The sequence below is a fragment of the Aquamicrobium aerolatum DSM 21857 genome, from assembly GCF_900113935.1.
In the GTDB taxonomy this organism is placed as follows: Bacteria; Pseudomonadota; Alphaproteobacteria; order Rhizobiales; family Rhizobiaceae; genus Aerobium; species Aerobium aerolatum.
Genome location: NZ_FORF01000014.1, coordinates 1 through 22,460, shown reverse-complemented (window position 1 = coordinate 22,460; position 22,460 = coordinate 1). Strand labels below are relative to the sequence as shown.

Below are 22,460 nucleotides of genomic sequence, written 5' to 3'. Positions count from 1 at the left end.
CCATCAGCCGTAGCGACCGGTGATGTAATCCTGCGTCCGCTTTTCCACCGGGCTGGTGAAGATCAGATCGGTCGGCCCCTCTTCCACAAGATTGCCCAGATGGAAGAAAGCTGTGCGCTGGGACACGCGCGCCGCTTGCTGCATGGAGTGTGTGACAATAACGATTGTGTAGTTCTGCCGCAGTTCGTCGATCAGTTCCTCGATACGCGCTGTCGCGATCGGGTCGAGTGCCGAACATGGTTCGTCCATCAGGATCACTTCCGGCGAAACGGCGATCGCGCGCGCGATGCAAAGGCGCTGCTGCTGGCCGCCCGAAAGACCCGTGCCGGCCTCATGCAGCCGATCCTTTACCTCCGACCAGAGCCCCGCCTTCTGGAGACTGGATTCGACGATCGCATCCATGTCGCTGCGACTGCGGGCAAGGCCATGGATGCGGGGGCCGTAGGCGACATTCTCATAGATGGATTTGGGGAACGGGTTCGGCTTCTGGAACACCATCCCAACACGCGCCCGAAGTTCCACCGGGTCCAGAGACGGGTCGTAAATGTCTGAACCATCAAGTGCGATCAGACCGGATACCCTGCATCCCTCGATTGTGTCGTTCATGCGATTGAGGCAGCGCAGAAACGTGGACTTGCCGCAGCCCGAAGGGCCGATGAATGCGGTCACCGACTTTTCCGGAACGTCGATCGACACGTCAAAAAGCGCCTGCTTCTGACCGTAAAAGACACTGACATCGCGAGCCTTGACGCGTACCGGCAGTGGATTTTCGTCGGGTGTGCGCGCAGTCGTCGACTCGCGGCTGTAAAGATCAGATTGTGGAACGATCTTGTCGGTCGGCATGTGCATGGCCGCCGCCTCCTGTTTTGGTTCAACTCTCATTTGCGGCGCTCCAGCCTTGCACGCAGGAAAATGGCGATTGCGTTCAGCATCAGCATCAGGCCAAGCAGCACGATGATCGCAGCTGAGGTCCGTGCCTCAAAGAAATTACGGTTTTCATTGCCCTGCCAGAGATAGATCTGCACCGGCAACGCACTCGATGGCTCCAGCGGACTTCCAGGGATCTGCGCCACGAAAGCGTTCATCCCGATCAGCAGCAACGGTGCTGTCTCACCGAGCGCCTGAGCCACGCCGATGATTGTCGCCGTGAGAATTCCTGGATAGGTCACCGGCAATACATGATGGAAGACGGTCTGCGTCTTGGAAGCCCCGATGCCCAATGCGGCCTGACGCAGCGACGGCGGCACGGCGCGCAGGGCAGATCTGGTTGCGATGATGATGGTGGGAAGCGTCATCAATGTCAGCACGAGGCCACCGACCAGCGGCGCTGACAATGGCAGGCGAAAATAGTTGATGAAAACGGCAGCGCCCAGCAGCCCGAATACGATCGACGGGACCGCCGCGAGATTGTTGATGTTGACCTCGATAAAGTCGGTGAACTTGTTCTTGGGCGCGAATTCCTCAAGATAGACGGCGCTCATCACACCAATCGGCACCGCAAGCACGATCACGACCAGCATCATGTAAAGCGAGCCAATGAACGCTCCGGCAAGTCCTGCCGACGCCGGCGCCGAGCGTGAATCGCTGTTGGTGAAGATGTGCCAGGCAAATGCAAAGCGCATCTGGCCATCTTCCATGAAACGATCCGACAGCATGCGAGCGGAAGGCGACAATTGCTGCTGCGTGTCGGGCAGGCTCCGGTCGATATTGCCCTTCAGCCAATTGTCCGCATTGGCGGACGCCAGCATTTTGACCTTGACTGTCTGACCCAGGAGGCCTGGATCGGCGACGAACATGTCGCGCAACCGGAAACGTTCACTTGTCTCGACAATCGACAGCGCCGACTTGGTGTCGATCTCGAAATCCGGTGCCGCAGCCTTGATCGACTGTTCCAGAACCCGGTTCCAGTTGACCATCGTGACCTTGCGCTCCCAGTCGAGCAGTGCGCGCTGATACTCGGCAGAAGATTGCTGGGCGTCCCGCACGGGCCGCGCTGCAACTTTCACGATCGCCGGATCGAAATGCACATCAACCTCGAGGTTGGCCTGCGTAAACGCGGGCAGCCCCTGGTAGAGGATCATCGAGAACAGGATGGCGACGAAACCGAGCGCCGCCGCGATGGCGGCAATGCCAAGCGCACGAAACCGGCGTTCCCTTGCATGACGTTTGCCAAGACCCGCGCGAATGCGCTTCAGGCGCTCTGCCGAACCATCAAGTGCTTGTTCCGACGGTGGGGTAAACGAATGGGCCATATCAGTCGTACTGCTCCCGATAGCGCCGGACGATAAATAGCGCCGCGACGTTGAGTATGAGCGTCATGACAAAGAGGGTCAGGCCAAGCGCAAAAGCGACCAGGGATTGCGGGGAAGCAAAGTCGGTATCGCCCGTAAGCTGGTTGACGATGGTGACCGTCACGGTCGACACCGGCTCGCCTGGATTGAGACGAAGAAAAGGGCTGTTGCCGGCCGCCAGAACCACGATCATCGTCTCGCCGATCGCGCGGCTGACCGCGAGCAGAAATGCCCCGACAATGCCGGGCAACGCAGCAGGGATCACCACGCGGCGAATTGTTTCGGACTGTGTCGCGCCAAGGCCGAGCGAACCGTCACGCATTGCCAGCGGCACCTGCCGGATGACGTCGTCAGAAAGCGATGAGATGAACGGAATGATCATTACGCCCATCACCACACCGGCCGTCAAGGCGCTGGTGGCTCTGATGTCGAGGCCGAGCGCACTTCCGATCCCTGCCAGAAACGGACCGACCGTCACGAGTGCGAAAAACCCGTAGACGATGGTTGGAATGCCTGCGAGCAACTCAATGATCGGCTTGACGATGCCGCGCACGCGCGGCGTCGCATATTGGGTCAGGTAGATTGCTGTCATCAGGCCGATCGGCAGCGCGACAAGTATGGCAATCGCCGCGACCATGAGCGTGCCCCACAACAGGGGAAGCAGCCCATACTTGCCGCTGGCACCCGCCCCCGTGGAGGAGAAGCCGGGGCTCCACACAGTGCCAAAGAAGAAATCGATCGGGCTGACGAACGTGAAAAAGCGGAAAGCTTCAGCCAGCAAAGATGCAACGATGCCGACCGTGGTCAGAATTGCGACAACCGAACAGCCAATCAGCAACACACGCACGATGCGCTCGATTTCATTGCGGGCACGCAGGCGCGGGTTGATGCGACGCTGAGCGAGAAACAGCCCAACAGCCCCCGTCGCGGCTGCCGTCGCAACGACAAATGCAAATGTCAGTGCGCGAAACTCGCGCAAGGCCTGTGCCGCAGAATTCTCATATGTCTGCGCCTCGCCAACGACACCAAAACCGCTCTCAATCTGGCGAATTCGGCGGATCGTGACTTCAAGATCAGCAGCTGTAAGACTGGTGATCTCAGTTGGCAGCTGCGCCAAGATGTAGGTGCGTGTCGCGGTGTCCCCGAACAGCGCCCAAAGCCCCAACACGAGCAGGGCGGGCAGCAATGCCCAGAAGGCAACAAGCGAGGCATGGTAGGCCGGACGCGAATGGATCTTGACGCCCGATACGGCCATGTTGCGACTGCGAGACCAGCCGAGCTGGTATGCAAAGCCGAGCATGAGCAAAAGCAGGCTGGCGACGATAGCTGTGTTCACTGGGGGCGCGCTCCGCGAAGCCGTCGAACGAAAACAGGCCTATAGGCAATCTGGCGAGGTCCACCATTGGTGAACCCCGCCAGGGATTGGCTTTCTTACTTCACCGCGTCGACGGTCAGCGCCTTGCCTTCCTGGAAGGCAGCAAGAACGGCAGCGGTCTCTTCGGCAGGAGCAGGGATCAGGCCGGCAGCTTCGAGGGTGCCACCCAGACCAGCCATCTGCTCCGACAGATAGAACTCAACGAATTCGTTGATGCCGGGAACGGTGCCGATGTGCTCACCCTTGACGTAGAAGTAGAGCGGACGTGACACCGGGTACTCACCGGCAGCCACAGTCTCAAGCGACGGCGTGACACCGGAAACGGTCGCAACCTTGAGGGTGTCGCGGTTCTGATCATAGAACGACAGACCGAACACACCGATCGTGTCAGCATTGGACTGGAGGCGCGAAAGCGTCTCGGTGTAGTCACCGGCGATCTCGATCACGACATCCTGACGGAAAGTGGTGGTGACCTTTTCGAGCTCTTCCTTGGAAAGCTCCGGCAAGCCGGCGGCCTTGGCGCCATCCGCGATCACCTTTTCCTGAAAGACTTCACGGGTACCGTGGTTCGAAGCCGGGATCGCAAGGCTGATCGGCTGATTTGGCAGCGACGCATCAATCTCGTTCCAGCTTTTGTATGGGTTGTCGACCAGCTTGCCATCAACAGCGACCTGCGCGGCAATCGCCTTGAAGACATGGACCGGCTCAAGAGCGAATTCACCCTTCGACGCGTTCGAGGCAAAGACGATGCCGTCATAGCCGATCTGGATTTCACGGATATCGTTAACACCGGCAGCGTTGCAGGATTCGATCTCTGCAGCCTTCATGCGGCGCGAAGCATTGGCGATATCGATGGTATTGTCACCAACACCAGCGCAGAACTGGCGCAGTCCACCGCCGGTGCCACCCGAGCCGACGACTGGCGTCTTGAATTCCGGAAACGCCTGCCCGAACTCCTCAGCCACGATGCTGGAGAACGGAAGAACGGTGGACGAACCTGCAATCTGCATGGTGTCGCGCGACTGTGCCGAAGCTGCGCCGAGCGATGCGGCGACGGCAACCGAAGCCACGGTCGCTGCGAGGAAAAACTTGATCATGTGCCTACTCCAGTACGGAATTGGGATACGACGTCCTTGCGTCGGGAGTGGCAATAAAGGGGGTTTGTAACAGCCAGATGACAGTTAGATGTCAGCTCGGTAATGCGTGGCCGGCTCTTGCGGGCGCTTCATCAAGCGCGTTCTGTATCCACTTGGCGATCTTGTCCGTAAGTGCCTTCGGGCTGATGGGCTTGGACAAATAATCGTCCATTCCGGCCTCCAGACAACGCTCACGATCACCCTTCAGCGCATGGGCCGTCACCCCGATGATCGGGATTCTGCCACCCATGACGCGCTCTTCGCCACGGATGCGCGCCGTTGCCTCAAGCCCGTTCATCTGCGGCATAGAAACATCCATCAGGATCATGCGCGGCATCATTGTGCTGAACGCATCCACCGCCAATCGCCCATTACTGACGATCTCGTAGGTGAAGTCGGTCTCGCCCAATATCTGCGAAAACACCAGCTGGTTCACCTCATTGTCTTCGGCGACCAGGATATCAACGCGATGCACGACCCCTGCAACACCGGGCGCAAGCCGCCGCCCCCGCTTCACCGATGCCGCAGGTCGCGGTTTCAGCTCCGGTTGAACCGGGACAAGTGGCGCTGCGTCCTCCGGCCTCTCAACAACATCAGACGTTTTCAAGCCGCGATGCTTCTGGATCGCCGCTACAACAGTCTCCAACAACACGGAAGATCGAGCGGGCTTGATGAGATGTCCGTCAATGGCCAGGCTCTTGTAGCCAGGCTGTCCTAGACTCTGGTCCACCGAAGTCAGCATGACAATCGGTGTTGTCGCGATCTGTGGTGTGCCGCGAACAATCTGGGCGACCTCAGCGCCGGACATGCCCGGCATCTGGTAGTCGAGAATGATGCAGTCGACTGCGAGCCCGCGCTTCCGTACGGCCTCAAGAACCGCAAGCCCCTCCTGCCCGCTTTCCGCGGCGCAGGAATCAAAGCCCCACATCGAGGTCTGCTCGAGCAGGATTGATCGATTGATGAGGTTATCGTCAATGATAAGAACGCGCGCGCCCGTTACATCCAGCGGTGGTGTTTTCCGGTTTTCCCGGCGCTCCGCGTGACCGAGCTCGGTCGAGAACCAGAAAGTCGCCCCCTCCCCTTCAACACTGCTGACCCCCATGTCTCCGCCCATCAACGTGACGAGACGCGACGTAATGGCCAGCCCGAGACCGGTCCCCTCATGTCGGCGGGTCGACGTCGTATCAACCTGACTGAACTTGTCGAAAACCAGATCAAGCTTGTCCGCAGGAATCCCAATCCCTGTGTCGCGCACTTCAACCCGCAGGGCCGTCACATTGCCGCGCATCTCACCGCTGACATCGATCAGCACATGGCCTGCGTCGGTGAACTTCACCGCATTGCCCAACAGGTTGGTGATGATCTGGCGTATGCGTCCCACATCACCAATATAATGATCGTGCAAGCCGGGCTGCACTCGCACCACCAGCTCCAGATCCTTTTCCTTTGCGCGACTTGCCACCAGCGTGGCGACATCCTCGATCGCTTCCGCCAGATCGAAAGGGCCGGGATCCAACACCAGCTGACCAGCATCTATCTTCGAAAAATCGAGAATATCGTTGATGATCGTCAGCAAGGCATGTCCCGACTTGATGATGATGTCGGTGAAAGTGCGCTGACGCGCATCCAGTTCGGACTTGGCCAGCAACTCCGCCATCCCCAGAACACCGTTCATCGGGGTGCGGATTTCATGACTCATATTGGCGAGAAATTCCGATTTGGCACGATCCGCCAGAACCGCTCGACGCTGCGCTTCCTCAAGCTCTCTTTCGCGCTGCTTCAGCTCCGAAATGTCAGTGCTGGAGCCAATCAGATGCACACGCCCGTCAGCATCGATCAGACGGTTCTTCTTGGCGATAACGTGCAGTGTCGTTCCATCACTCTGAAGAATTTCCTCTTCCGTCTCGTTGGTCCTGCCCGTCGCGATCACGCCCAGATCGCGCTGCGCAAACGCCTTGCCGGCATCGCCAAAAATATCGATGTCCGTCTTGCCAATTGCGTCTTCCTTGCTCACCCCTGCAATATGGCACCAGATCTGATTGACAAATTCAAACGCCAGATCTTCGGTTTTCACATAGGCCGAAACCGGTAACTCATCGAGCACCCGCTTGTAGAGCTCGATTTCGCCCATGCTTGTGCGAAGCTCGGCTTCGCGGTTCTTCTGCTCCGTGATGTCCAGACGAATACCGATATGCGAACCATCAGCGGTGCGCGAATCAAACACCTTGAACCACCGCCCATCCGGCATCCGTCGCTCTGAGGTCGCGCCAGCCTTGCGACGTCCATTATATGCTGCCGCCCAGGCCTCGAAATCCTGATCGTACAAGGCATCAATCGCCGGGTCGCCGCTGGTTCGGAAATAGCCGACCTGATGGCCAAGCTCGAGCGCATCGCGAAAGGGCGTTCCCTTTTTCCAGGTCGGGGCAAGCAGCGGGACCATGTCGTGAAGCTTGCGATTGGCAAGCACAAAACGGTCTTCGCTGTCATAGATGATGACTGCCGCCGGCAGCGTTTCCAGAACATCTGCGAGATAGTCATGCATCGCCTGAATTTCACGCTCGCGACGCTTCAGATCTGTCACATCGAAGAACGTTCCAACGACAAACTCGTCCCCCGACGCAGATTGGATGCGGTATTTTCGGACGATCCGCGTCTTGGAACCATCGCGCTGCCTGACATCAACCTCGGCTTCATAAATTGTGCCAGTCGTCAGAACATGACGCTCATTGAGCTCATAAGCGGCGGCCTGTTCGGCACTTACGAAATCGCCGATCGGATGGCCAACAAGTGCATCGGCCGTCATTCCCATCAACGCAGCAAATGCGTCGTTCACCGTTACGAAGTTGAGCCGCGCATCTTTGACAAAAAGCGGGTGAGACAGACTGTCCACCACCGCCCGCGCCAATTGCAGGTTCGGCCCGGCATCTGGTTTTGTCCTCTCAACAAGGTGGGTGACATTGCGGCCGACACCACAAAAACCCAGGAGTGCCCCCGCATCATCGTGACGCGGGACACCCGACAGCGAAACCCAGCGACACGATTGGCGTGCATCCTTCAGTTCGCAGACAAATTCGCGAAAGGGACGCTCTCCGGCAAGATCATCCAGATGGCCCGAATTGTCGCTGGAATTTGCTCCATTCATTAGCCGATACAAGCTGGTGTGGCCGACGACGCGCTCCGGAGCAATGCCGGTCTGCGCCTGAAATCCTTCAGACACGAACACGATGCGGTGGTTCGCATCCGTCTCCCAGAGCCAGTCCGCGCTCGCAGCGAGCAGATCGTCAAGCTGACCCGGATCAAGAAACGCGCTTAAGCGCAACTGGTGCCCTTCACCATGCGTTCTGTTGCGCCCAGAAATGATCTCGCCGCTACCCTCAGCTTTTCGATCTGAGTCGATTGCGTTGCGTCCCCCCCGCAGTGCCACCGCTGATACCCCCGCCGGTTTTGGTCAGCATGAAGTGTGCACGGCAAGGTTTAACGATATGCTAACCATATACGTGCCAGTCGAACTTGCATCTAAGCGCAGTTTCATCCCGCAGGCAAACGCCTTGCCGTACCGCCTCAACACCACGCCTGGCCGTCAGGGCAGCACGCGGCGATAAGCAACATCGTCGAAGATCGTCGTGGCGAGATCGGGCGCTGCCATCTGCCGTTCACGACCATCGGTACAATAGAACATCGGCCAGCCGGCAGCGTGACAATGGATCAGGAAGAACCAATCGCGATGCGGCGACGCCATCGTCAGAAGGAACACGCCGTCCGTCATTCTGCGAACGGAACTGCCATCCTCAGCTACCCAAAAAAAGGGAACTTCAAAGGGCTGGTCGTTGTGCCAAACATAGTACGCCTCGCCCCTCCCGCGCTGCTGAGACATCGCCGTATTATAGTCAGCCAGAAATTGAAGGTCTTCGTCGTCTGGCTGCAAGTTGCCAATTGCATCGGAGCCTACGAAACGTCTGACATCGGGTGCATAGCCACCGGACAATTCAGGTGTCACGGTATGAAGCACAAGCCCTGCTGCAACTGCCAACAACGCGCCTGTCGCTGTCGTCACCGGGAAACCTCCGAAACCAAACCACTCCTCAACTGATAAGTGCTGGATCGGAGCGATGCAACACACCGTTGATCAACGAGTTCTTGATCGCTCTGCAGGGTTTGCTATCCCTCTGCCGGTTCGCGACGCATAAAGGAATCGTAATTATGGCAGAGCAAATCCGGATCGCTATCGCCGGGCATGGAAATCTCGGACGTGGCGTGGAAGCATCCGTCGCGAAAAACCCTGACATGCGGCTGGTCGGGATCTACACAAGACGCTCCCCGGATCAGTTGACCCCGCGCGACAGCGCAACGCCCGTCTATGCAATGACAGAGCTGGTCAATCACACCGACGACATCGACGTATTGATCCTCTGCGGTGGCTCAAAGGAAGATCTGCCTCGGCAGGGGCCCGAACTTGCCGCTCTTTTCAACACTGTTGACAGCTTCGACACCCACGCACGCATTCCGGAATATTTCGATTCGGTCGACGCTCCTGCGCGCGCCAACAAGCGCACGGCGCTGATTTCTGCCGGGTGGGATCCGGGCATGTTCTCGATCAACCGCATCATCGGCGAAGCGCTCCTGCCGGATGGAGCTACCTATACGTTCTGGGGCGATGGTCTCAGTCAGGGCCACTCGGATGCCGTACGGCGCATTCCAGGCGTGGCCGGCGCAGTCCAGTATACCCGGCCAATCAAGGAAGCGGTTGATCGCGTACGCAACTCTGAACGCCCCACGCTCACCACCCGTGAAAAGCATCGTCGAGAGTGCTTCGTCGTCTTGGAAGAGGGTGCCAATGCCGAGGCAATCCGCCAGGCGATCGTAACCATGCCGCATTACTTCGATGAATATGACACGACCGTGAATTTCATCTCGGCAGAGGAACTGGCCCGCGATCATCACGCAATGGTTCATGGCGGCTTCGTGATCCGCAGCGGCAATACCTCACCCGAGACCCCGCAGGTGATCGAGTACGGGCTCAAGCTCAACAGCAATCCGGAGTTTACGGCCAGCGTGCTGGTCGCCTACGCACGAGCGGTGCACCGCCTCAATGCGATGGGACAGCACGGCGCAATCACAGTGTTCGATGTCGCGCCCGGTCTCCTGTCACCAAAGAGCGCTGAGGAACTGCGCCGCGAACAATTGTAAGGCGCCATTCAACTTCTCAAGCATCGCGCGAGGGCTCAACGCCCTCCGAATGCCGCGTTTTTTCCTCGACGTCGTTGAGAGGCTCGCTATTTCCAATGCCGCGGGGCGGCTTGTTGCCGGCAGCATCCTGTGAAAAATCAGGATGCCCAGCATATTCCGTATCTTTCGGGGCCATTCGCGCCTGCTCTTCATTGCGCGCCTCGACCTCGGCAATCGGCCCGCTGCGCATCGGATTCAGCAGAACCTCTCCCGGAGCTCCGGAAGCAAAGGCAGGATCGTCAAAAGGTGGAAACGAGCCGGCCGGTCGCTCTTAGTCCGCGCCGCTTGGCGGTGCATGCGGGATTTCGAGTTTACCATCACGCGGAGTATTCGATGACATCGCTGCCTCCCAGCATTGGAGATAGCTGTCGAACGTGCCCGACGCTGATCGGTTCCAAATCCCGCGCCAACTCGCGTCAATCTACAAGAAAGCGCTGCAACACCTGAGCCGCTGGCCAGTAGACCGTAGCATCGGTGATTTCAGTCAGAATTCTTCCAGCATTGCTCGATTGAAAGCGGAGGGAGCGGTCGGGGCGTGATTTTACGACAGCCAAGAGTGCCAAATCCCTCGGCTCACGGAGTGGCTAAGCGAAGTCGACATAGAACGCGACGCCTTCGTAGTTGAACTGCGGCAAGGTCGCCAGGACATCGTCGCGCTCGGCTTCGCTGCCGGTGTAGAAATGTGTACCGGTCTGTGTGTTGTAGAAGCGATGCAATCCCTGTCGTCCCGCACCGTCTTCGGCGTAGGCGTGATAAGCGACGCCCTCATAGTGCATCCCCGGCAGCGTCGCGATGACATGGTCGCGCTCTTGCGCATTGGCGGTGTAGAAGTGCGTACCGGTGTCCGAACTGTAAAAACGGAAAACAGCTATCCCGTTTTCAGCGGTCGCGTTCGAATCGAATGCGTTGCCTTCGAATATGAACCCCTTGCCGCCACCGCGCAGGCCGTCTCGTTCTTCTGCAAAGCCGGTGTAGAAATGCGTACCCGTTTGCGTGTTGTAAAAGCGCGCTACGTTTACCAGGCCGTCGTGTTGCCCTATCAGATAGGCTTGCGGCGCTGATGGAAATGACGTCTCGAATGCGTCCGTCGTCTTGTAGTAGACAAGATTAGCCTGCGCTTCGGCGGCAGACCGGATCTGCGACAGCCAGCGAATATCCCCATCAGGGCCAACATAGCTTGTCTGCATCAGATTATCGGTGAGACCCAATTGGCCCATTGTTACACTGTTGAAACGGTTGGTGCCGTCATTGAGCCAGAACAGCGTTTCACTGGGCGGTGCACGCAGGATGAAGTCATTGGTGCGCACGATATCCAGCCATCCATCGTTATTGATGTCGATCAGCCGCGCGCCGTAAAAAGGAACTTGGGTGCCGAAACCCTGCGGAAAAAACTCGGCTGTCTTGTCGATGAATCCATATCCGCCGTCATTGATCAGCATTTGCAGCGCGCCTGGCGCGTTCAGGCCAACTCCACCAAGGTTGAGAATGTCCAGCTGTCCGTCATTGTCGAAGTCATGAATGATGAACTGATGCGGCGTATTGATCGCGCTGGTCGTGAAAGGCAGATGGGTGACGTTGTGGTCTGTATATTGACCACCAGGAGCTCCCCAATAGACGCGGCTGCTAATTCCATCTCCGCCCAGAATAAGGTCCGGAATGCCATCATTATTCAGGTCAGCAAACTCGGCCATCATATATTTTTCGTTGCGCGCAATCCCATCCACCACCGATACCGGCAGTCGTGCGGTATCGCGGGTAAAATTGCCGTTCCCGTCGTTGATGAGCAAATATGGACCAAGAGCGTGCTGGCCGTAGAGATTGGCCACGTAGATGTCGATATCGCCATCACCGTCAATGTCAGCTGCCGCGACCCCATGCGAAAAATCGTCGAGCGCAGGCAGGCGATTGGTGGCATCCATCAATTTGCCGTTGCCAACTCCTAGAAGAAGGCGGTTCTGCTCCCCTGGAAACGGATTCGTATCGTAGCCATGCGCAACAACGAAGATGTCTTCGATTCCATCGCCATTGAAGTCTGCGACAATGAAATCACGTGGATTAGTCATTAGCAGATCGCTGCCGTCCGCCATCGGATTTACTGCAGTGAATGTCCCGTTGGCATTCTGTTGATACACACGCAGCGGCGCAGTTCCTATCGGCTCAGGAGGAAATACAACCCCGAACGAGAGTATATCCTCCAGGCCATCCTGGTTGAGATCGTAAATCAGAAACTGGCGCAAATTATCGCTACTGTTCGCGGCATCGACAATGTCTGTCCATACGATTTCGAGCTTCGCCGCCATTGCCCCACCTGCCAATCAATGAATATTGCAACTGCCCTCCAGCATATCTTCCAGACTGATTGGGAGTCTACATCTTATTCCTCATTGATCTTTGCGAATTCTTTGTTTTATCTTTTGATGCTTCGCGCACATCTGCCGAAAGTGGGCACCGGCTTCAGGATAAAGAGATACGTCAATGTAGAAACTTGACGCGCATGAAGCGGACCCGAAAGATCGCGACCCGCTCTAGGAACTCTTATTATTCAGGCAGCGGAGCACACTTTGCACAGCCATATCCGCGCTGAAGCCCGGAATGCGGTCTTATGGCCCCGGCTTGCGTCAGCCCAAATTGGGCCTGTGTCTTGGCAAGCACCCATGAGCCGTTTTCGCGGCGGGAGCGAGTATTTCGCAGCAAAATTCGTCGAATAGCCTTGTCCCGCAGAAACACGCAGTGCTCGTCATTGGAACGCCATCCAAAAACGCAAGAGCGACAAACATCTAAGATATTGAAATAGCTGGTACGCCCAAGGGGAATCGAACCCCTGTTTGCGCCGTGAGAGGGACGGCAGCTTAGAGCGTGATTATCCCCAATTGTCCCGTTACGTTTATTATTCGTTCTTGATAATTTCTCATCTGTCCCGCACTATCCGGCTGTATCCACGACTGCTTATTTGACGGAATATTTGACGGTTTCTGGGGATTCATGAGCCGCACACTGAAAGAAGCGCCGCTGACCACTGCGAACGCCCGCCTGAAACTTAAGGCGGGCGTGCATTGGCGGGCAATCGATGCAGATATTCATCTGGGATATCGCAAAGGCACACGCGCCGGCCGGTGGCTTGTTCGTTGGTATCTGGGACAGCAACGATATGAGCGCGAAACGATCGGCAGCGCGGATGATGAGGCCCAGGCCGACGGACTGAACGTCTTTTCCTTCACGCAGGCAAAGAATGCCGCAGTTGATATTGTTGTTCGTAAGCGCGCAGAAGCCGCAATCGCCGCCACGGGGGAAATCCCGACTGTGGGATCTGTAGTCGAAAGCTATATGGCTTCTCGCGACGCTCGCCACCTCTCACAGGGAGGGACAGGCAAGAGCGACGCTCGCCGCCGACTCACTCGCCACGTCATCTGCGATGAAGAGTTGTGCGCGGTCAATTTGCATGACCTGACTGTTGATCATCTACGCCGATGGACAAGGCAGTGGCCAGACAGTCTTGCGGCCTCGTCTTTGCGACGGATATCAAACGATTTCAAAGCCGCACTTAATGCCGCAGCAGACAGTGAGCGTGAGCGGATGCCTCCGGGCCTCCCAGGAACGATCAAGTTCGGGCTCGCCGCCGGAGAGGATTCCGCTCCTGTATCCCGCGACAAGCAGGCCCTGCCTGACGACGATATTCGCAAAATCATCGAGGCCGCGCGCATCGTTGATGCCGAAAGCCAATGGGATGGCGACCTTCTGCGCATGATCCTTGTGCTGGCTGCGACCGGAGCACGATTTTCGCAAGTGCGCCGCCTCGCCGTTGGCGACGTTCAGCCAGACCAGTGTCGCCTCATGGTGCCAACCAGCCGGAAGGGACGTGGCACGAAGAAGGTCTCTCACACGGCGGTTCGTGTGGGCGAGGACGTGATTGAGGCGCTGCGGCCTGAATTGATTGGTCGCAAGCCATCGGAACCGCTGTTGCGTCGATGGCGCCACACACAAGTACCCGACTCGGATGGATCTCGGCGCCCCAAATGGGAGCGCTCATCACGCGAGGCGTGGGTGAATGCCTCTGAGCTCGGGCGCCCCTGGGCCGCAATCCTGACCAAGGCAGGAATGTCCAAGGACATTGTGCCCTATGCATTCCGCCACTCCAGCATCGTGCGTCAGCTTCGGCGCGGTCTACCGGTCCAGTTGGTGGCAAAGTCCCATGATACGTCCGCTGCCATCATTGAGCGGCACTACGCGAGCGCAATTATTGATGCCCTCGATGACTTAGCGGCGGCCGCGGTCATTCCTCTTGTGGCCCCGCAAGCCGACAACGTTGTGCCGATGCGTCGGTAACCGATCCGCAGGGATAGGGCGACGGCTCGACAAGCTGGGGTGCGCCTCTCAGCTTCCCTGCGGTCCTCAAGGTGCATCGCGCGAGGTGTAGCGATGGAGAGAGGGAATGAGCAAGACGAGCGGAACAATCGCGCGCAATGGCCGCGCGACACCCCTCAATACACTTTCGTTTTTCGCGCGCTTCATTCCCTCGGAAGGCAAATGTTTGGCGAAGAATGGCCACAGGATGAAGTGCACATCTTTGATAATGCAAACCTTAACGCTGTAGTCGAAAACCTTCAGCAAATGTGTGAGAGCGGCCAGTGTTGGGCGACGATCCAACTGCCAATCACGGGACAGATGTTCCATCTTACCCGTGACGCCATGACTACCAATGCATTCCGTGATGCTATTGTGGCGGGAAAAATTGAGGTCGCCGCCGAAGCCATCCTCGCCGAGGATTTCCGCCCGCTGAATAGATTAATCGGTACGCGACAGTGGCTTTTTATCGAAGATGCGGCACCACGCATCCAACCAACCAGATTTGACGGGATACTGATTGACGAAGACCCCATGCAGATGCCGCTGTGGTCAATCGGCATGGCAATGGTGTGGATCGCCTATCGTTCGCCCGGTAAAATGCGGGAGATTTGCTCGACGCCCCTTGAGGTTTTGCTTCTCAGTTACGGCGATGGGACGCCGGCTGAAGTGATAGCCGCTCGGCACGCGCTTCTTGGCGCGCTTGCAACTGGGGCCATTGCCGCGACAGGCCGGCCGGCTTCCGGCAGACGGCGAGAGATTGATAAGCTCGAATGGGCCGATCTGCAGCTTTTCTTTGACGACCGTGAGGCCGGCCTTGAATACCGCGCCTTTGGGCAGGAGAGAGACGGCTCTGGGCGTCCGCGCGATGCTTCGTATTGTGACCTTCGGATTGAGCGGAATCAGGTCACCAATCACGTGTGGCGACAACCCTCCGATCGTATCTCACCCACAGAAGATAAGTTGCGTGTGCAGCCAGTTCTTCAAACCACCTCCATTATGGAGGTTGAGGTGCCAATGGCCCCAAAGCCCATACGGCAAGCTCCACAGCGGACTCGCGCGACAAAAGCCATAGAAGCTCTCTTCCCCAACGGAGTCCCGGACAGAACAGAAATGAGAGACGGCCATCTAACTAAAGTGGTTGCGGACAAAATAGGCACGGACGCGCCAAGCCGGGAGACAATCCTACGTGCGGCGGGCAGAAAGGGGTAATTAGCAGTGGCAAGTTAGGCATCTTGGGCAAGTTCGGCATTGCCGTTGTTGCCAAATGACGCGCCAACTTCAGTAATCCACCCTCCACCTCGTTCAACCAGCGGCAACCGGACGCCGCCACACGACGAGGTGAAAATGACTTTCTCACTGAACGTAAAGCAGGCCGTAGCAGCAAGCGGCCTCACCCGCTCGCATCTCTACGAAGCCATGAAAGCTGGCAAGCTCACTGTTCGCAAAGCGGGCCGACGCACCATCATCCTTGCTGAAGATCTTCGCCAGTACATCGAAAGCCTCCCGACCGCACAGCGAAAGGAGGCGTAACATGGCTGTAAACAAATACGCCGCCCCGACTGGCATCGGGAGCGGCGAGGTAGTTCAAAAAGCTGTAGCAGCGGAAAACTACCTCAATCAGATCGACATTTCCAGCTTTGATTTCGCCGCTCGCCTTGTTGCGGCGCGTCACCGTCTGCATATCGCGACCGCGCGCGAGATTTGCAGGCTTGCCCACATCGGAGGGCTCGCCTGATGCAGATCCAGCCCCTTCCGATTGAAAGCATTCATCACCGCCAGGATGCTCGCCCACGCAGCGACGGTGCATTGGCTGAGCTTGCTAGCTCCATTGACAAGATCGGTCTCATCAATCCGATCCGCGTCCGGATGGTTGGCGATGGCTACGAAGTCGTTGCCGGCTCGCATCGTCTTCAGGCAGTCGACTCGCTTGGGTGGCGTGAAGTTCCCTGCATTGTCACGACCGACGACGACATTGCCGCCGAAATGGCCATGATCGCGGAGAACCTGCACCGCGCCGAACTCACTGCGCTTGAGCGTGATGAGCAGATATCGAAGTGGGTAGAACTGAACGCCAAGAGGGTTTCGTTGCAAGGTGCAACAAAACCTAACGGCGGACGACCGGAGAGCGGTACTCGTGCTGCAGCCCGCGATCTGGGGATTGAGAGCACTGACGCGCACCGAGCGGTCCAAGTCGCCAGCCTCTCGGAAGAAGCGAAGGAAGCCGCCCGTAATATTGGTCTCGACAACAACCGCTCTGCGCTGCTGAACGCGGCCAAGCAGCCGAATGCAGCCGCTCAGGTTCAGGCGCTCCAGCAGCACAAGGCGGGTGGCATCGTTGCTCGCTTCGCACCAGCGAATACGGTTTCGCCGCAGCCCGTCCCGTCGAAAGCTTTCGAGCGGTTTGTGGCGTTGGTCGGTGAGATCGAGGCCATTCCGATCCCGGACTTACTCCAAGCCGCCGGCCGCCAGCGTTCCGTTCTCGGTCAGCGCGCATCGGGCCTTGCGAACCGGATGAGCGAGATCATGGAGGCTTTAGACCAATGAGTTCGATGGCCTGGATGCCTCTCTACGTAGGCGATTATCGCGCGGACACGACCCATCTGAGCGCCGCGCAGCACGGAGCATATCTGCTCCTCATCATGCACTATTGGCAGCAGGGAGCAGTCCCGGACGACGACGAGCAGTTGGCGCGCATCGCTTGCATGACTCTCACTGAATGGCGACGCAACCGCCCGATTATCCGCGCTTTCTTTGGCGATGGCTGGCATCACCGCCGCATCGACAGGGAGATGCAAAAGGCTGTTGCAGCCTATGAAAAGCGTTCCCGCGCGGGCCAGAAGGGCAACGCAAAGCGGTGGGCTGACCGTCGCAATGCGATCGCATTGGGATCGCAACCACAACCACAACCACATTCACTACGTGAAGATACTATCCAAGGGGAGCAAAATACCTCTCGGGGTATGGCTCTGGGAGGGGCTGCGGTCAGGCTCGCTGCTGTCAACGGCGGCGTGATCGGTGGGGAGGACGAGCTATGAAGTTCACCCTCCTTGACCATCAGGAACGCGCTCTGGACCTGCTGCGTCATTCGCTGGCAACCGGCCACAAGCGCCCAATGATCCAGAGCCCCACCGGCAGCGGCAAGACCGTGATCGGTTCTGCCATAGTCGAAGGCGCATTGCGCAAGGGCAATCCGGTGCTGTTCACGGTCCCGTTCCTCTCCTTGGTCGATCAGACTGTCGAGCGATTTGCAGAACAAGGCATCCACAGCGTTGGCGTCATGCAGGGTTACCATCCGGCGACAGATGCTACCCAGCCGGTGCAGGTGGCAAGTATCCAGACGTTGATGCGCCGCAAGCTTCCTCGTGCTGGCATCGTCCTCGTTGATGAAGCGCACCGGTGGTTCGATTTCTACGGCACGTGGATGAAAATGCCCGAATGGCAGAATGTCCCGTTCGTCGGTCTATCCGCCACTCCGTGGACCAAGGGTCTGGGCAAGCACTACGACGACCTGTTGATTCCGACGACAACCAAGGCGCTCATCTCTCAAGGCTTCCTGTCGCCGTTCAAGGTCTTCGCACCCGCGCATCCTGATCTGACGAATGTACGCGACGTAGCTGGAGACTATCACGAGGGTCAGTTGTCTGAAGCGATGAGCCAGCCGGTCCTGATCGCAGACACGGTTGCAACTTGGTTGCGGCTTGGAGAGGATCGCCCCACGCTGTGCTTTGCCGTCGATCGTGCTCATGCTCGCAAGCTTGCCGATCAGTTCGAAGCGGCTGGCGTGCCTACCGGCTACGTCGACATGGATACGCCGCCAGAAGAGCGCGTTCAGATTGGTGAGCGGCTGAAGCATGGTCAGATCAAGGTCGTGTGCAACGTCTTCACGCTGACCACCGGTGTCGATTGGGACGTGCGCTGCATCATCCTTGCCCGACCGACGAAATCCGAAACCCTGTTCACCCAGATCATCGGGCGCGGCTTGCGCACGGCTCCCGGCAAGGCCGACTGCCTCATCTTGGACCACAGCGACACGACGCTTCGCCTCGGTTTCGTAGACGACATACATCACGATCATCTCGACACAGGTGCGCGGAATAAGAGCAAGGCCACCACCAAGGAGCGCGATGCTCCTTTGCCGAAAGAATGCTCAGCGTGCTCGCGTCTGAAGCCCGCAGGCGTCCGCAAATGCCCGTCGTGCGGTTTCGAACCCGAACGCCAGTCGCAGATCGAAGAACTGCAGGGTGAGCTGATCGCGCTGAAAGGCAAGCGAAAGAATAACCGGGAGGCGACGCACGAAGAAAAGCAGCAGTTCTACTCGATGCTGGTTTGGCTTCGCCAGGAGCGCGGCTATGCGCCTGGCTATGTCTCGCACAAGTTCAAGGATCGGTTCGGCGTCTGGCCCCGCAGCATGATCGACCGTGCGATCGAACCTGACGCAGTATTTTTGAACTGGGTAAAATCCAAGCAGATCGCATGGGCGAAACGGAACAAGAAGCAGGAGGCCGCCCATGCAGCGTGAGCCAATTTGGGAAAGGGCGCGCGGTCGCTGGCACGGCATCCTTGCCGCCGTTGGCGTGCCGGCGAAAGCCCTGCGAAACAGGCATGGCCCTTGTCCGATGTGCGGTGGCAAAGATCGATTTCGCTTTGATGACAAGGCGGGAAGTGGCTCGTGGATTTGCTCTCAGTGTGGTGCTGGGAACGGCGTGCAGTTCGTTCAACACTTCTTGCGGACTGACTTTCGAGGCGCCGCGTTGGAGATCGAGAAGCATATGGACGCCGCTCCGGTTCAGGCTACGCGCCAGGGGCAGCGGGCAGACGACGGCAAGACGCGCGAGGCAATGGCGTCCTTGTGGCAGCGGGCCAAGCCTATTTCGCTGGACGATGCCGCTGGGCGGTATTTGCAACGTCGCCTCAAGCTTGAAACCTTCCCCGGTACGCTGCGCCAAGTCCCCGATGAACGCTATGCCGACGCCGGGCAGCGCGCCACGTGGCACCCCGCCATGATCGCTCGCGTCGATCCCAGCGATGATGCGCGGGCGGCTGGTGAGCGCGCCGCATTGCATCGAACGTACCTGACGGCGGCCGGGCACAAGGCCGACTTACCGTCGCCACGCAAGATGATGGGGGCCATGCCCACAGGTGCAGCGGTTCGTCTGATGCCGCATGGCGATGTGCTGGGAATTGCTGAAGGCATCGAAACCGCATTTTCCGCGTCCCAGTTGTTCGGTGTTCCGGTATGGGCAGCACTGACAGCCGATCTGCTTCAGGCATGGGAGCCACCAGCCTCGGTCAGCACCGTCATGATCTTTGGCGACCATGATGCGAGCTTCACCGGGCAAGCAGCTGCCTTTGGTCTTGGTCGCCGGCTCAAAGCCAAGGGCTTGACGGTAGCAATCGAGATCCCGGTGCGCGCAGGCACTGACTGGAACGACTTCCTGATCCACCGGTGGGAGCGCGCAGCATGAATGTGCACACGGCGTCCAAATTGGACACTGAGAAATTCCGCAAGGTTTATGCCTTGGTAACTGGCGGCGTAACTGCAGGCGAGCGGGCTGCCGCGAAAGCCCGCGCGGAGGTTATGGCTGCGAAAGCTGGAATGACCCTGAAACAAGCCGTGTCCAATTTGGACGCGAAGCCATCCGCGAAACCAGTCAACTTTTTCGAGGGTTTCGATGATTGGATGGAGCAGAAGGAGCCCGGGTACAAGGCCAAGAACGCTGCCGCGCGCGCTGAACGAGAGCAAGTCAGAGCAAGCGGTCGCCGTGAGGCACTCTCAAAGTACGGGTCCGAAGAGGCAATATTCCAAAGGACAGATCGAGAGCAGAATCTGTTTGCGGCGGTGATAGGGCTGGACTGCGAGCAAGCTGAATGGAACGCGCAAGACGGCACCTCCTATCCATACATGATACGAATCGACGGATGCGGGGCTGGTGGCTACCTGTGGAAGTTGAGCGACATGACGCCGGCTTTCGTTGAGGCTGTCGAGTCCGCCTATCCCATGCCACCTAACTTGGACAGCATCCTTGCCGAGTGGATAGTTTGGCGTGACCTGCAGAACCTGCGCGAACTGTTCCATACCGAATGGATTCACTACCTTGAGGTTCAGGGCCGCATTGTAATTTTGGAGGCGAGGTTGAATCACCAGCCGGTCGCCTCATGGGTGGACATGGCCGCGCGCATGGCGTGGTGGAATATCCGGATCGATCGCGAGCTTGCACCGTCCGTCGATGAGGAGCGCGCATTGCACGCGCGAATTTCAGCAGATCACCAGATCCTACAGAAGCAAAGCACCGCCCGGTCAGGGCGCCGCACCAATGCCGACAAGCGCGCCGATGTTTTGTTAATGTTGGACAGCAACCCCAATTTATCCGACCGCGAAATCGCACGGCTCGTCAGTGTCAGCCCCCAGACCGTGAACAACTGGCGTCGCCGTGATCGAAATCCCTGCTGACGAAATTTACAGTCAGTCGATCGCGATCTCTGCGTCAAACATCAAAATTTCACCAAGATGCCAAACGGTGTGTGATTCCATCAGAGTGCCTCGTGCAGCCACTTCGTCTTCGGCTAGCTTCCAGAGATTGCGAGGCTGCTTGCCATCTGCAAAAACCAAGTGAACTATTCGAGGCTCCATGTCAGCGATTTCACCATCCATGGTTTCCATTGAAATGCAGACATCGCTGGCAAGGAGAGCCCAGCCCTTGATTGGCTCTCCTGTAGGATGGCGAGCCTCGATTTGCACCAGGCGCCCACTGATCGGCGCATCAGCCGACTGGCAGATGGCGAATGCAGGCGTCGCGCAAAGCGCCAGCGCGACCGTGAGACATCTTGGTATCCAGCCATCCCCAAGCATGTGCTTTGCCCCTAGTTGTTCACATAGACGTTGATGAAATCTCGATAAATCTCGACGTGGATCAGCGGCGTGCCATTTAGGATTGCACGCTTAGCGGATGGCGAAAAAGTGCCTCGGTTGAGCATTCTTTCAAGCTTGGCTCGATTGGCCTTGTCGTGAAAAAATGAATCCGCCTCATCCTCAACGTCGCTGGAGCCAAAGACGTAGAAGTTCGCCCGGTCCTGACGAATGACTGCAGCAGCGCTAGTGAGGCGTGCGCCGTTGGAATTGAAGTGATCAGCAGTGCTCAAGCGGGCTGTGTAGCTATCAAGCATCTGTTGAGCCGAGGCAGGAACGGACGCACCAAAGATCGCGGCAATCAAAAGTAAGGCCTTCATGATTTCCCTCCATGAAACCGGAATTCTAGCGGGTCGTTAATTCTCCGTCCAGCAACGAGAGCGGACACTGCCGGACCGTACCGGATACATACAGACACAATCAGATACAGTATAACTGTTTGTTTTTAATATGTTATTTGTCTTTTCTGCTTAATCGCTTCGTAGTATCCTGTGGCTACTGAAACGAAGCAGGAGAGCCGGAATGGCGGCCCGCAAAACTAAAGACGAACTCATCCGCGCTCGTGTTTCTCAGGAAGAGAAGCGCGCGCTTTTCGAGGCAGCCCACAAATGTGGCATGACTCTTTCAGATTTCCTTCGAGTGACGGCTGAGAAAGCAGCTCGCAAGGTGGCCGCATGATCGATCTTCCGATGATGGGTGCTGCTGGCATCCCCGATCGCACCAGCTACTTCCCACCAGCACCTCAGCAGCAAAGCTCATTTGGCGCCCTCGGCGGCCTTGGTCGCGGCATCGCCAACTTTGCCAACTCCTCGAATGGTAGCGACGTTATCCGCGCAGTGGGGCTGTCTCTCATGTCGAGCCCCCGCAACGCGCCGTTGATGAATATGCCCGATATTCTGAGCGGTCTGCAGACCCAGCGCTTTGATCAGCATAAGTACGATGAGGCCCTGAAAGAGCAGGAACGCGAACGTCAGAAGGAAAAGGCGGAACTCGACGCCCTGATCTCCTACGGCACCTCCCTTGGCATTCCTGAAAATGAAATGCGAACGCTTGCTCCGAATGTCACGGTCGGCAAGTTGCGCCTTGAGCAGGCGGCAAGCGAGCGCAACGCAGCCCGCACCCGCGAAGCAAACAACAATGCATTTCGCATCATGAACGGAGGGGATGGCTATACGGCGACC

22 protein-coding genes and 1 pseudogene are annotated in these 22,460 nt (G+C 57.9%); 13 read left to right on the top strand and 10 right to left on the bottom strand.

Annotated elements, in window-relative coordinates:
• Positions 1-3 precede the first annotated feature (3 nt).
• The 6 genes from pstB to BMZ42_RS12435 all read right to left on the bottom strand — a co-directional run bounded on the left by pstB (position 4) and on the right by BMZ42_RS12435 (position 8,856).
• Positions 4-849: a phosphate ABC transporter ATP-binding protein PstB gene (gene pstB / locus BMZ42_RS12460; protein WP_420492469.1), complete on the bottom strand. Its 846-nt coding sequence runs from the start codon at positions 847-849 to the stop codon at positions 4-6.
• Positions 850-878: 29 nt separating this feature from the next.
• The gene (pstA, locus tag BMZ42_RS12455; protein WP_091522874.1) at positions 879-2,252 is read right to left on the bottom strand and encodes a phosphate ABC transporter permease PstA; all 1,374 of its coding nucleotides are present in this window, start codon (positions 2,250-2,252) and stop codon (positions 879-881) included.
• A gap of 1 nt (position 2,253) precedes the next feature.
• The gene (pstC, locus tag BMZ42_RS12450) at positions 2,254-3,591 is read right to left on the bottom strand and encodes a phosphate ABC transporter permease subunit PstC (protein ID WP_091523057.1); all 1,338 of its coding nucleotides are present in this window, start codon (positions 3,589-3,591) and stop codon (positions 2,254-2,256) included.
• Positions 3,592-3,722: 131 nt separating this feature from the next.
• Entirely contained in the window at positions 3,723-4,763 is a 1,041-nt protein-coding gene (locus BMZ42_RS12445; RefSeq protein ID WP_091522872.1) for a PstS family phosphate ABC transporter substrate-binding protein, read from the bottom strand.
• Positions 4,764-4,854: 91 nt separating this feature from the next.
• Positions 4,855-8,121: a PAS domain-containing hybrid sensor histidine kinase/response regulator gene (locus BMZ42_RS12440; RefSeq protein ID WP_244523249.1), complete on the bottom strand. Its 3,267-nt coding sequence runs from the start codon at positions 8,119-8,121 to the stop codon at positions 4,855-4,857.
• A 261-nt stretch (positions 8,122-8,382) separates the two neighbouring features.
• Positions 8,383-8,856, bottom strand: coding sequence for a hypothetical protein (locus BMZ42_RS12435; RefSeq protein WP_091522869.1), 474 nt, complete (start codon positions 8,854-8,856; stop codon positions 8,383-8,385).
• Between the two features lie 146 nt (positions 8,857-9,002).
• Here BMZ42_RS12435 and BMZ42_RS12430 point away from each other — a divergent pair, with 146 nt between their 5' ends.
• A complete protein-coding gene (locus BMZ42_RS12430; protein WP_091522867.1) occupies positions 9,003-9,989 on the top strand; it encodes a diaminopimelate dehydrogenase in 987 nt (328 codons plus the stop codon).
• Positions 9,990-10,005: 16 nt separating this feature from the next.
• On the opposite strand, the gene BMZ42_RS12425 is transcribed toward BMZ42_RS12430, so the two are convergent.
• A complete protein-coding gene (locus BMZ42_RS12425) occupies positions 10,006-10,218 on the bottom strand; it encodes a hypothetical protein (protein WP_091522865.1) in 213 nt (70 codons plus the stop codon).
• Between the two features lie 394 nt (positions 10,219-10,612).
• A complete protein-coding gene (locus BMZ42_RS12420) occupies positions 10,613-12,328 on the bottom strand; it encodes an FG-GAP-like repeat-containing protein (RefSeq protein ID WP_091522862.1) in 1,716 nt (571 codons plus the stop codon).
• Between the two features lie 682 nt (positions 12,329-13,010).
• On the opposite strand from BMZ42_RS12420, the gene BMZ42_RS12415 reads away from it, so the two are divergent.
• The 10 genes and pseudogenes from BMZ42_RS12415 (at position 13,011) to BMZ42_RS12375 (ending at position 20,823) form a co-directional block, all read left to right on the top strand.
• A complete protein-coding gene (locus BMZ42_RS12415) occupies positions 13,011-14,351 on the top strand; it encodes a tyrosine-type recombinase/integrase (protein WP_091522859.1) in 1,341 nt (446 codons plus the stop codon).
• A gap of 201 nt (positions 14,352-14,552) precedes the next feature.
• Positions 14,553-15,581 (top strand): hypothetical protein, encoded by a 1,029-nt coding sequence (locus BMZ42_RS12410; RefSeq protein ID WP_139207921.1) that lies wholly within the window; start codon positions 14,553-14,555, stop codon positions 15,579-15,581.
• A 135-nt stretch (positions 15,582-15,716) separates the two neighbouring features.
• Complete coding sequence (locus BMZ42_RS12405; RefSeq protein ID WP_091522855.1) at positions 15,717-15,902, top strand: helix-turn-helix transcriptional regulator; 186 nt, start codon at positions 15,717-15,719, stop codon at positions 15,900-15,902.
• Position 15,903: 1 nt separating this feature from the next.
• Positions 15,904-16,107 carry a hypothetical protein gene (locus tag BMZ42_RS12400; protein ID WP_091522853.1) on the top strand — a complete coding sequence of 68 codons (204 nt, stop codon included), beginning with the start codon at positions 15,904-15,906 and terminating at the stop codon, positions 16,105-16,107.
• A complete protein-coding gene (locus BMZ42_RS12395; RefSeq protein ID WP_091522851.1) occupies positions 16,107-16,916 on the top strand; it encodes a ParB/RepB/Spo0J family partition protein in 810 nt (269 codons plus the stop codon). Before BMZ42_RS12400 ends, BMZ42_RS12395 begins: the two co-directional genes overlap by 1 nt.
• On the top strand, positions 16,913-17,407 hold the full coding sequence (locus BMZ42_RS12390; protein ID WP_091522849.1) for a YdaU family protein: 495 nt from the start codon (positions 16,913-16,915) through the stop codon (positions 17,405-17,407). The genes BMZ42_RS12395 and BMZ42_RS12390 overlap by 4 nt, the downstream gene beginning before the upstream one ends.
• The gene (locus tag BMZ42_RS12385; RefSeq protein WP_091522846.1) at positions 17,404-18,891 is read left to right on the top strand and encodes a DEAD/DEAH box helicase; all 1,488 of its coding nucleotides are present in this window, start codon (positions 17,404-17,406) and stop codon (positions 18,889-18,891) included. The genes BMZ42_RS12390 and BMZ42_RS12385 overlap by 4 nt, the downstream gene beginning before the upstream one ends.
• Positions 18,881-19,066 (top strand): annotated as a pseudogene (locus tag BMZ42_RS18480) (primase-helicase zinc-binding domain-containing protein); the annotation flags it as partial. The gene BMZ42_RS12385 and the pseudogene BMZ42_RS18480, both read left to right, overlap by 11 nt.
• Before the next feature lie 75 nt (positions 19,067-19,141).
• Entirely contained in the window at positions 19,142-19,837 is a 696-nt protein-coding gene (locus tag BMZ42_RS12380; RefSeq protein ID WP_244523248.1) for a DUF7146 domain-containing protein, read from the top strand.
• On the top strand, positions 19,834-20,823 hold the full coding sequence (locus BMZ42_RS12375; protein ID WP_091522841.1) for a helix-turn-helix domain-containing protein: 990 nt from the start codon (positions 19,834-19,836) through the stop codon (positions 20,821-20,823). Before BMZ42_RS12380 ends, BMZ42_RS12375 begins: the two co-directional genes overlap by 4 nt.
• Positions 20,824-20,835: 12 nt before the next feature.
• Here BMZ42_RS12375 and BMZ42_RS12370 read toward each other — a convergent pair whose 3' ends face one another.
• Both BMZ42_RS12370 and BMZ42_RS12365 read right to left on the bottom strand, forming a co-directional pair.
• Entirely contained in the window at positions 20,836-21,222 is a 387-nt protein-coding gene (locus BMZ42_RS12370; protein WP_091522838.1) for a hypothetical protein, read from the bottom strand.
• Positions 21,223-21,233: 11 nt separating this feature from the next.
• The gene (locus BMZ42_RS12365) at positions 21,234-21,599 is read right to left on the bottom strand and encodes a hypothetical protein (protein ID WP_091522835.1); all 366 of its coding nucleotides are present in this window, start codon (positions 21,597-21,599) and stop codon (positions 21,234-21,236) included.
• A 202-nt stretch (positions 21,600-21,801) separates the two neighbouring features.
• Between BMZ42_RS12365 and BMZ42_RS17780 the strand changes: the two genes are divergently transcribed.
• Positions 21,802-21,957 carry a plasmid mobilization protein gene (locus BMZ42_RS17780; protein WP_139207920.1) on the top strand — a complete coding sequence of 52 codons (156 nt, stop codon included), beginning with the start codon at positions 21,802-21,804 and terminating at the stop codon, positions 21,955-21,957.
• On the top strand, positions 21,954-22,460 hold a 507-nt coding region (locus BMZ42_RS12360), incomplete at its 3' end, for a hypothetical protein (RefSeq protein ID WP_139207918.1). The genes BMZ42_RS17780 and BMZ42_RS12360, both read left to right, overlap by 4 nt.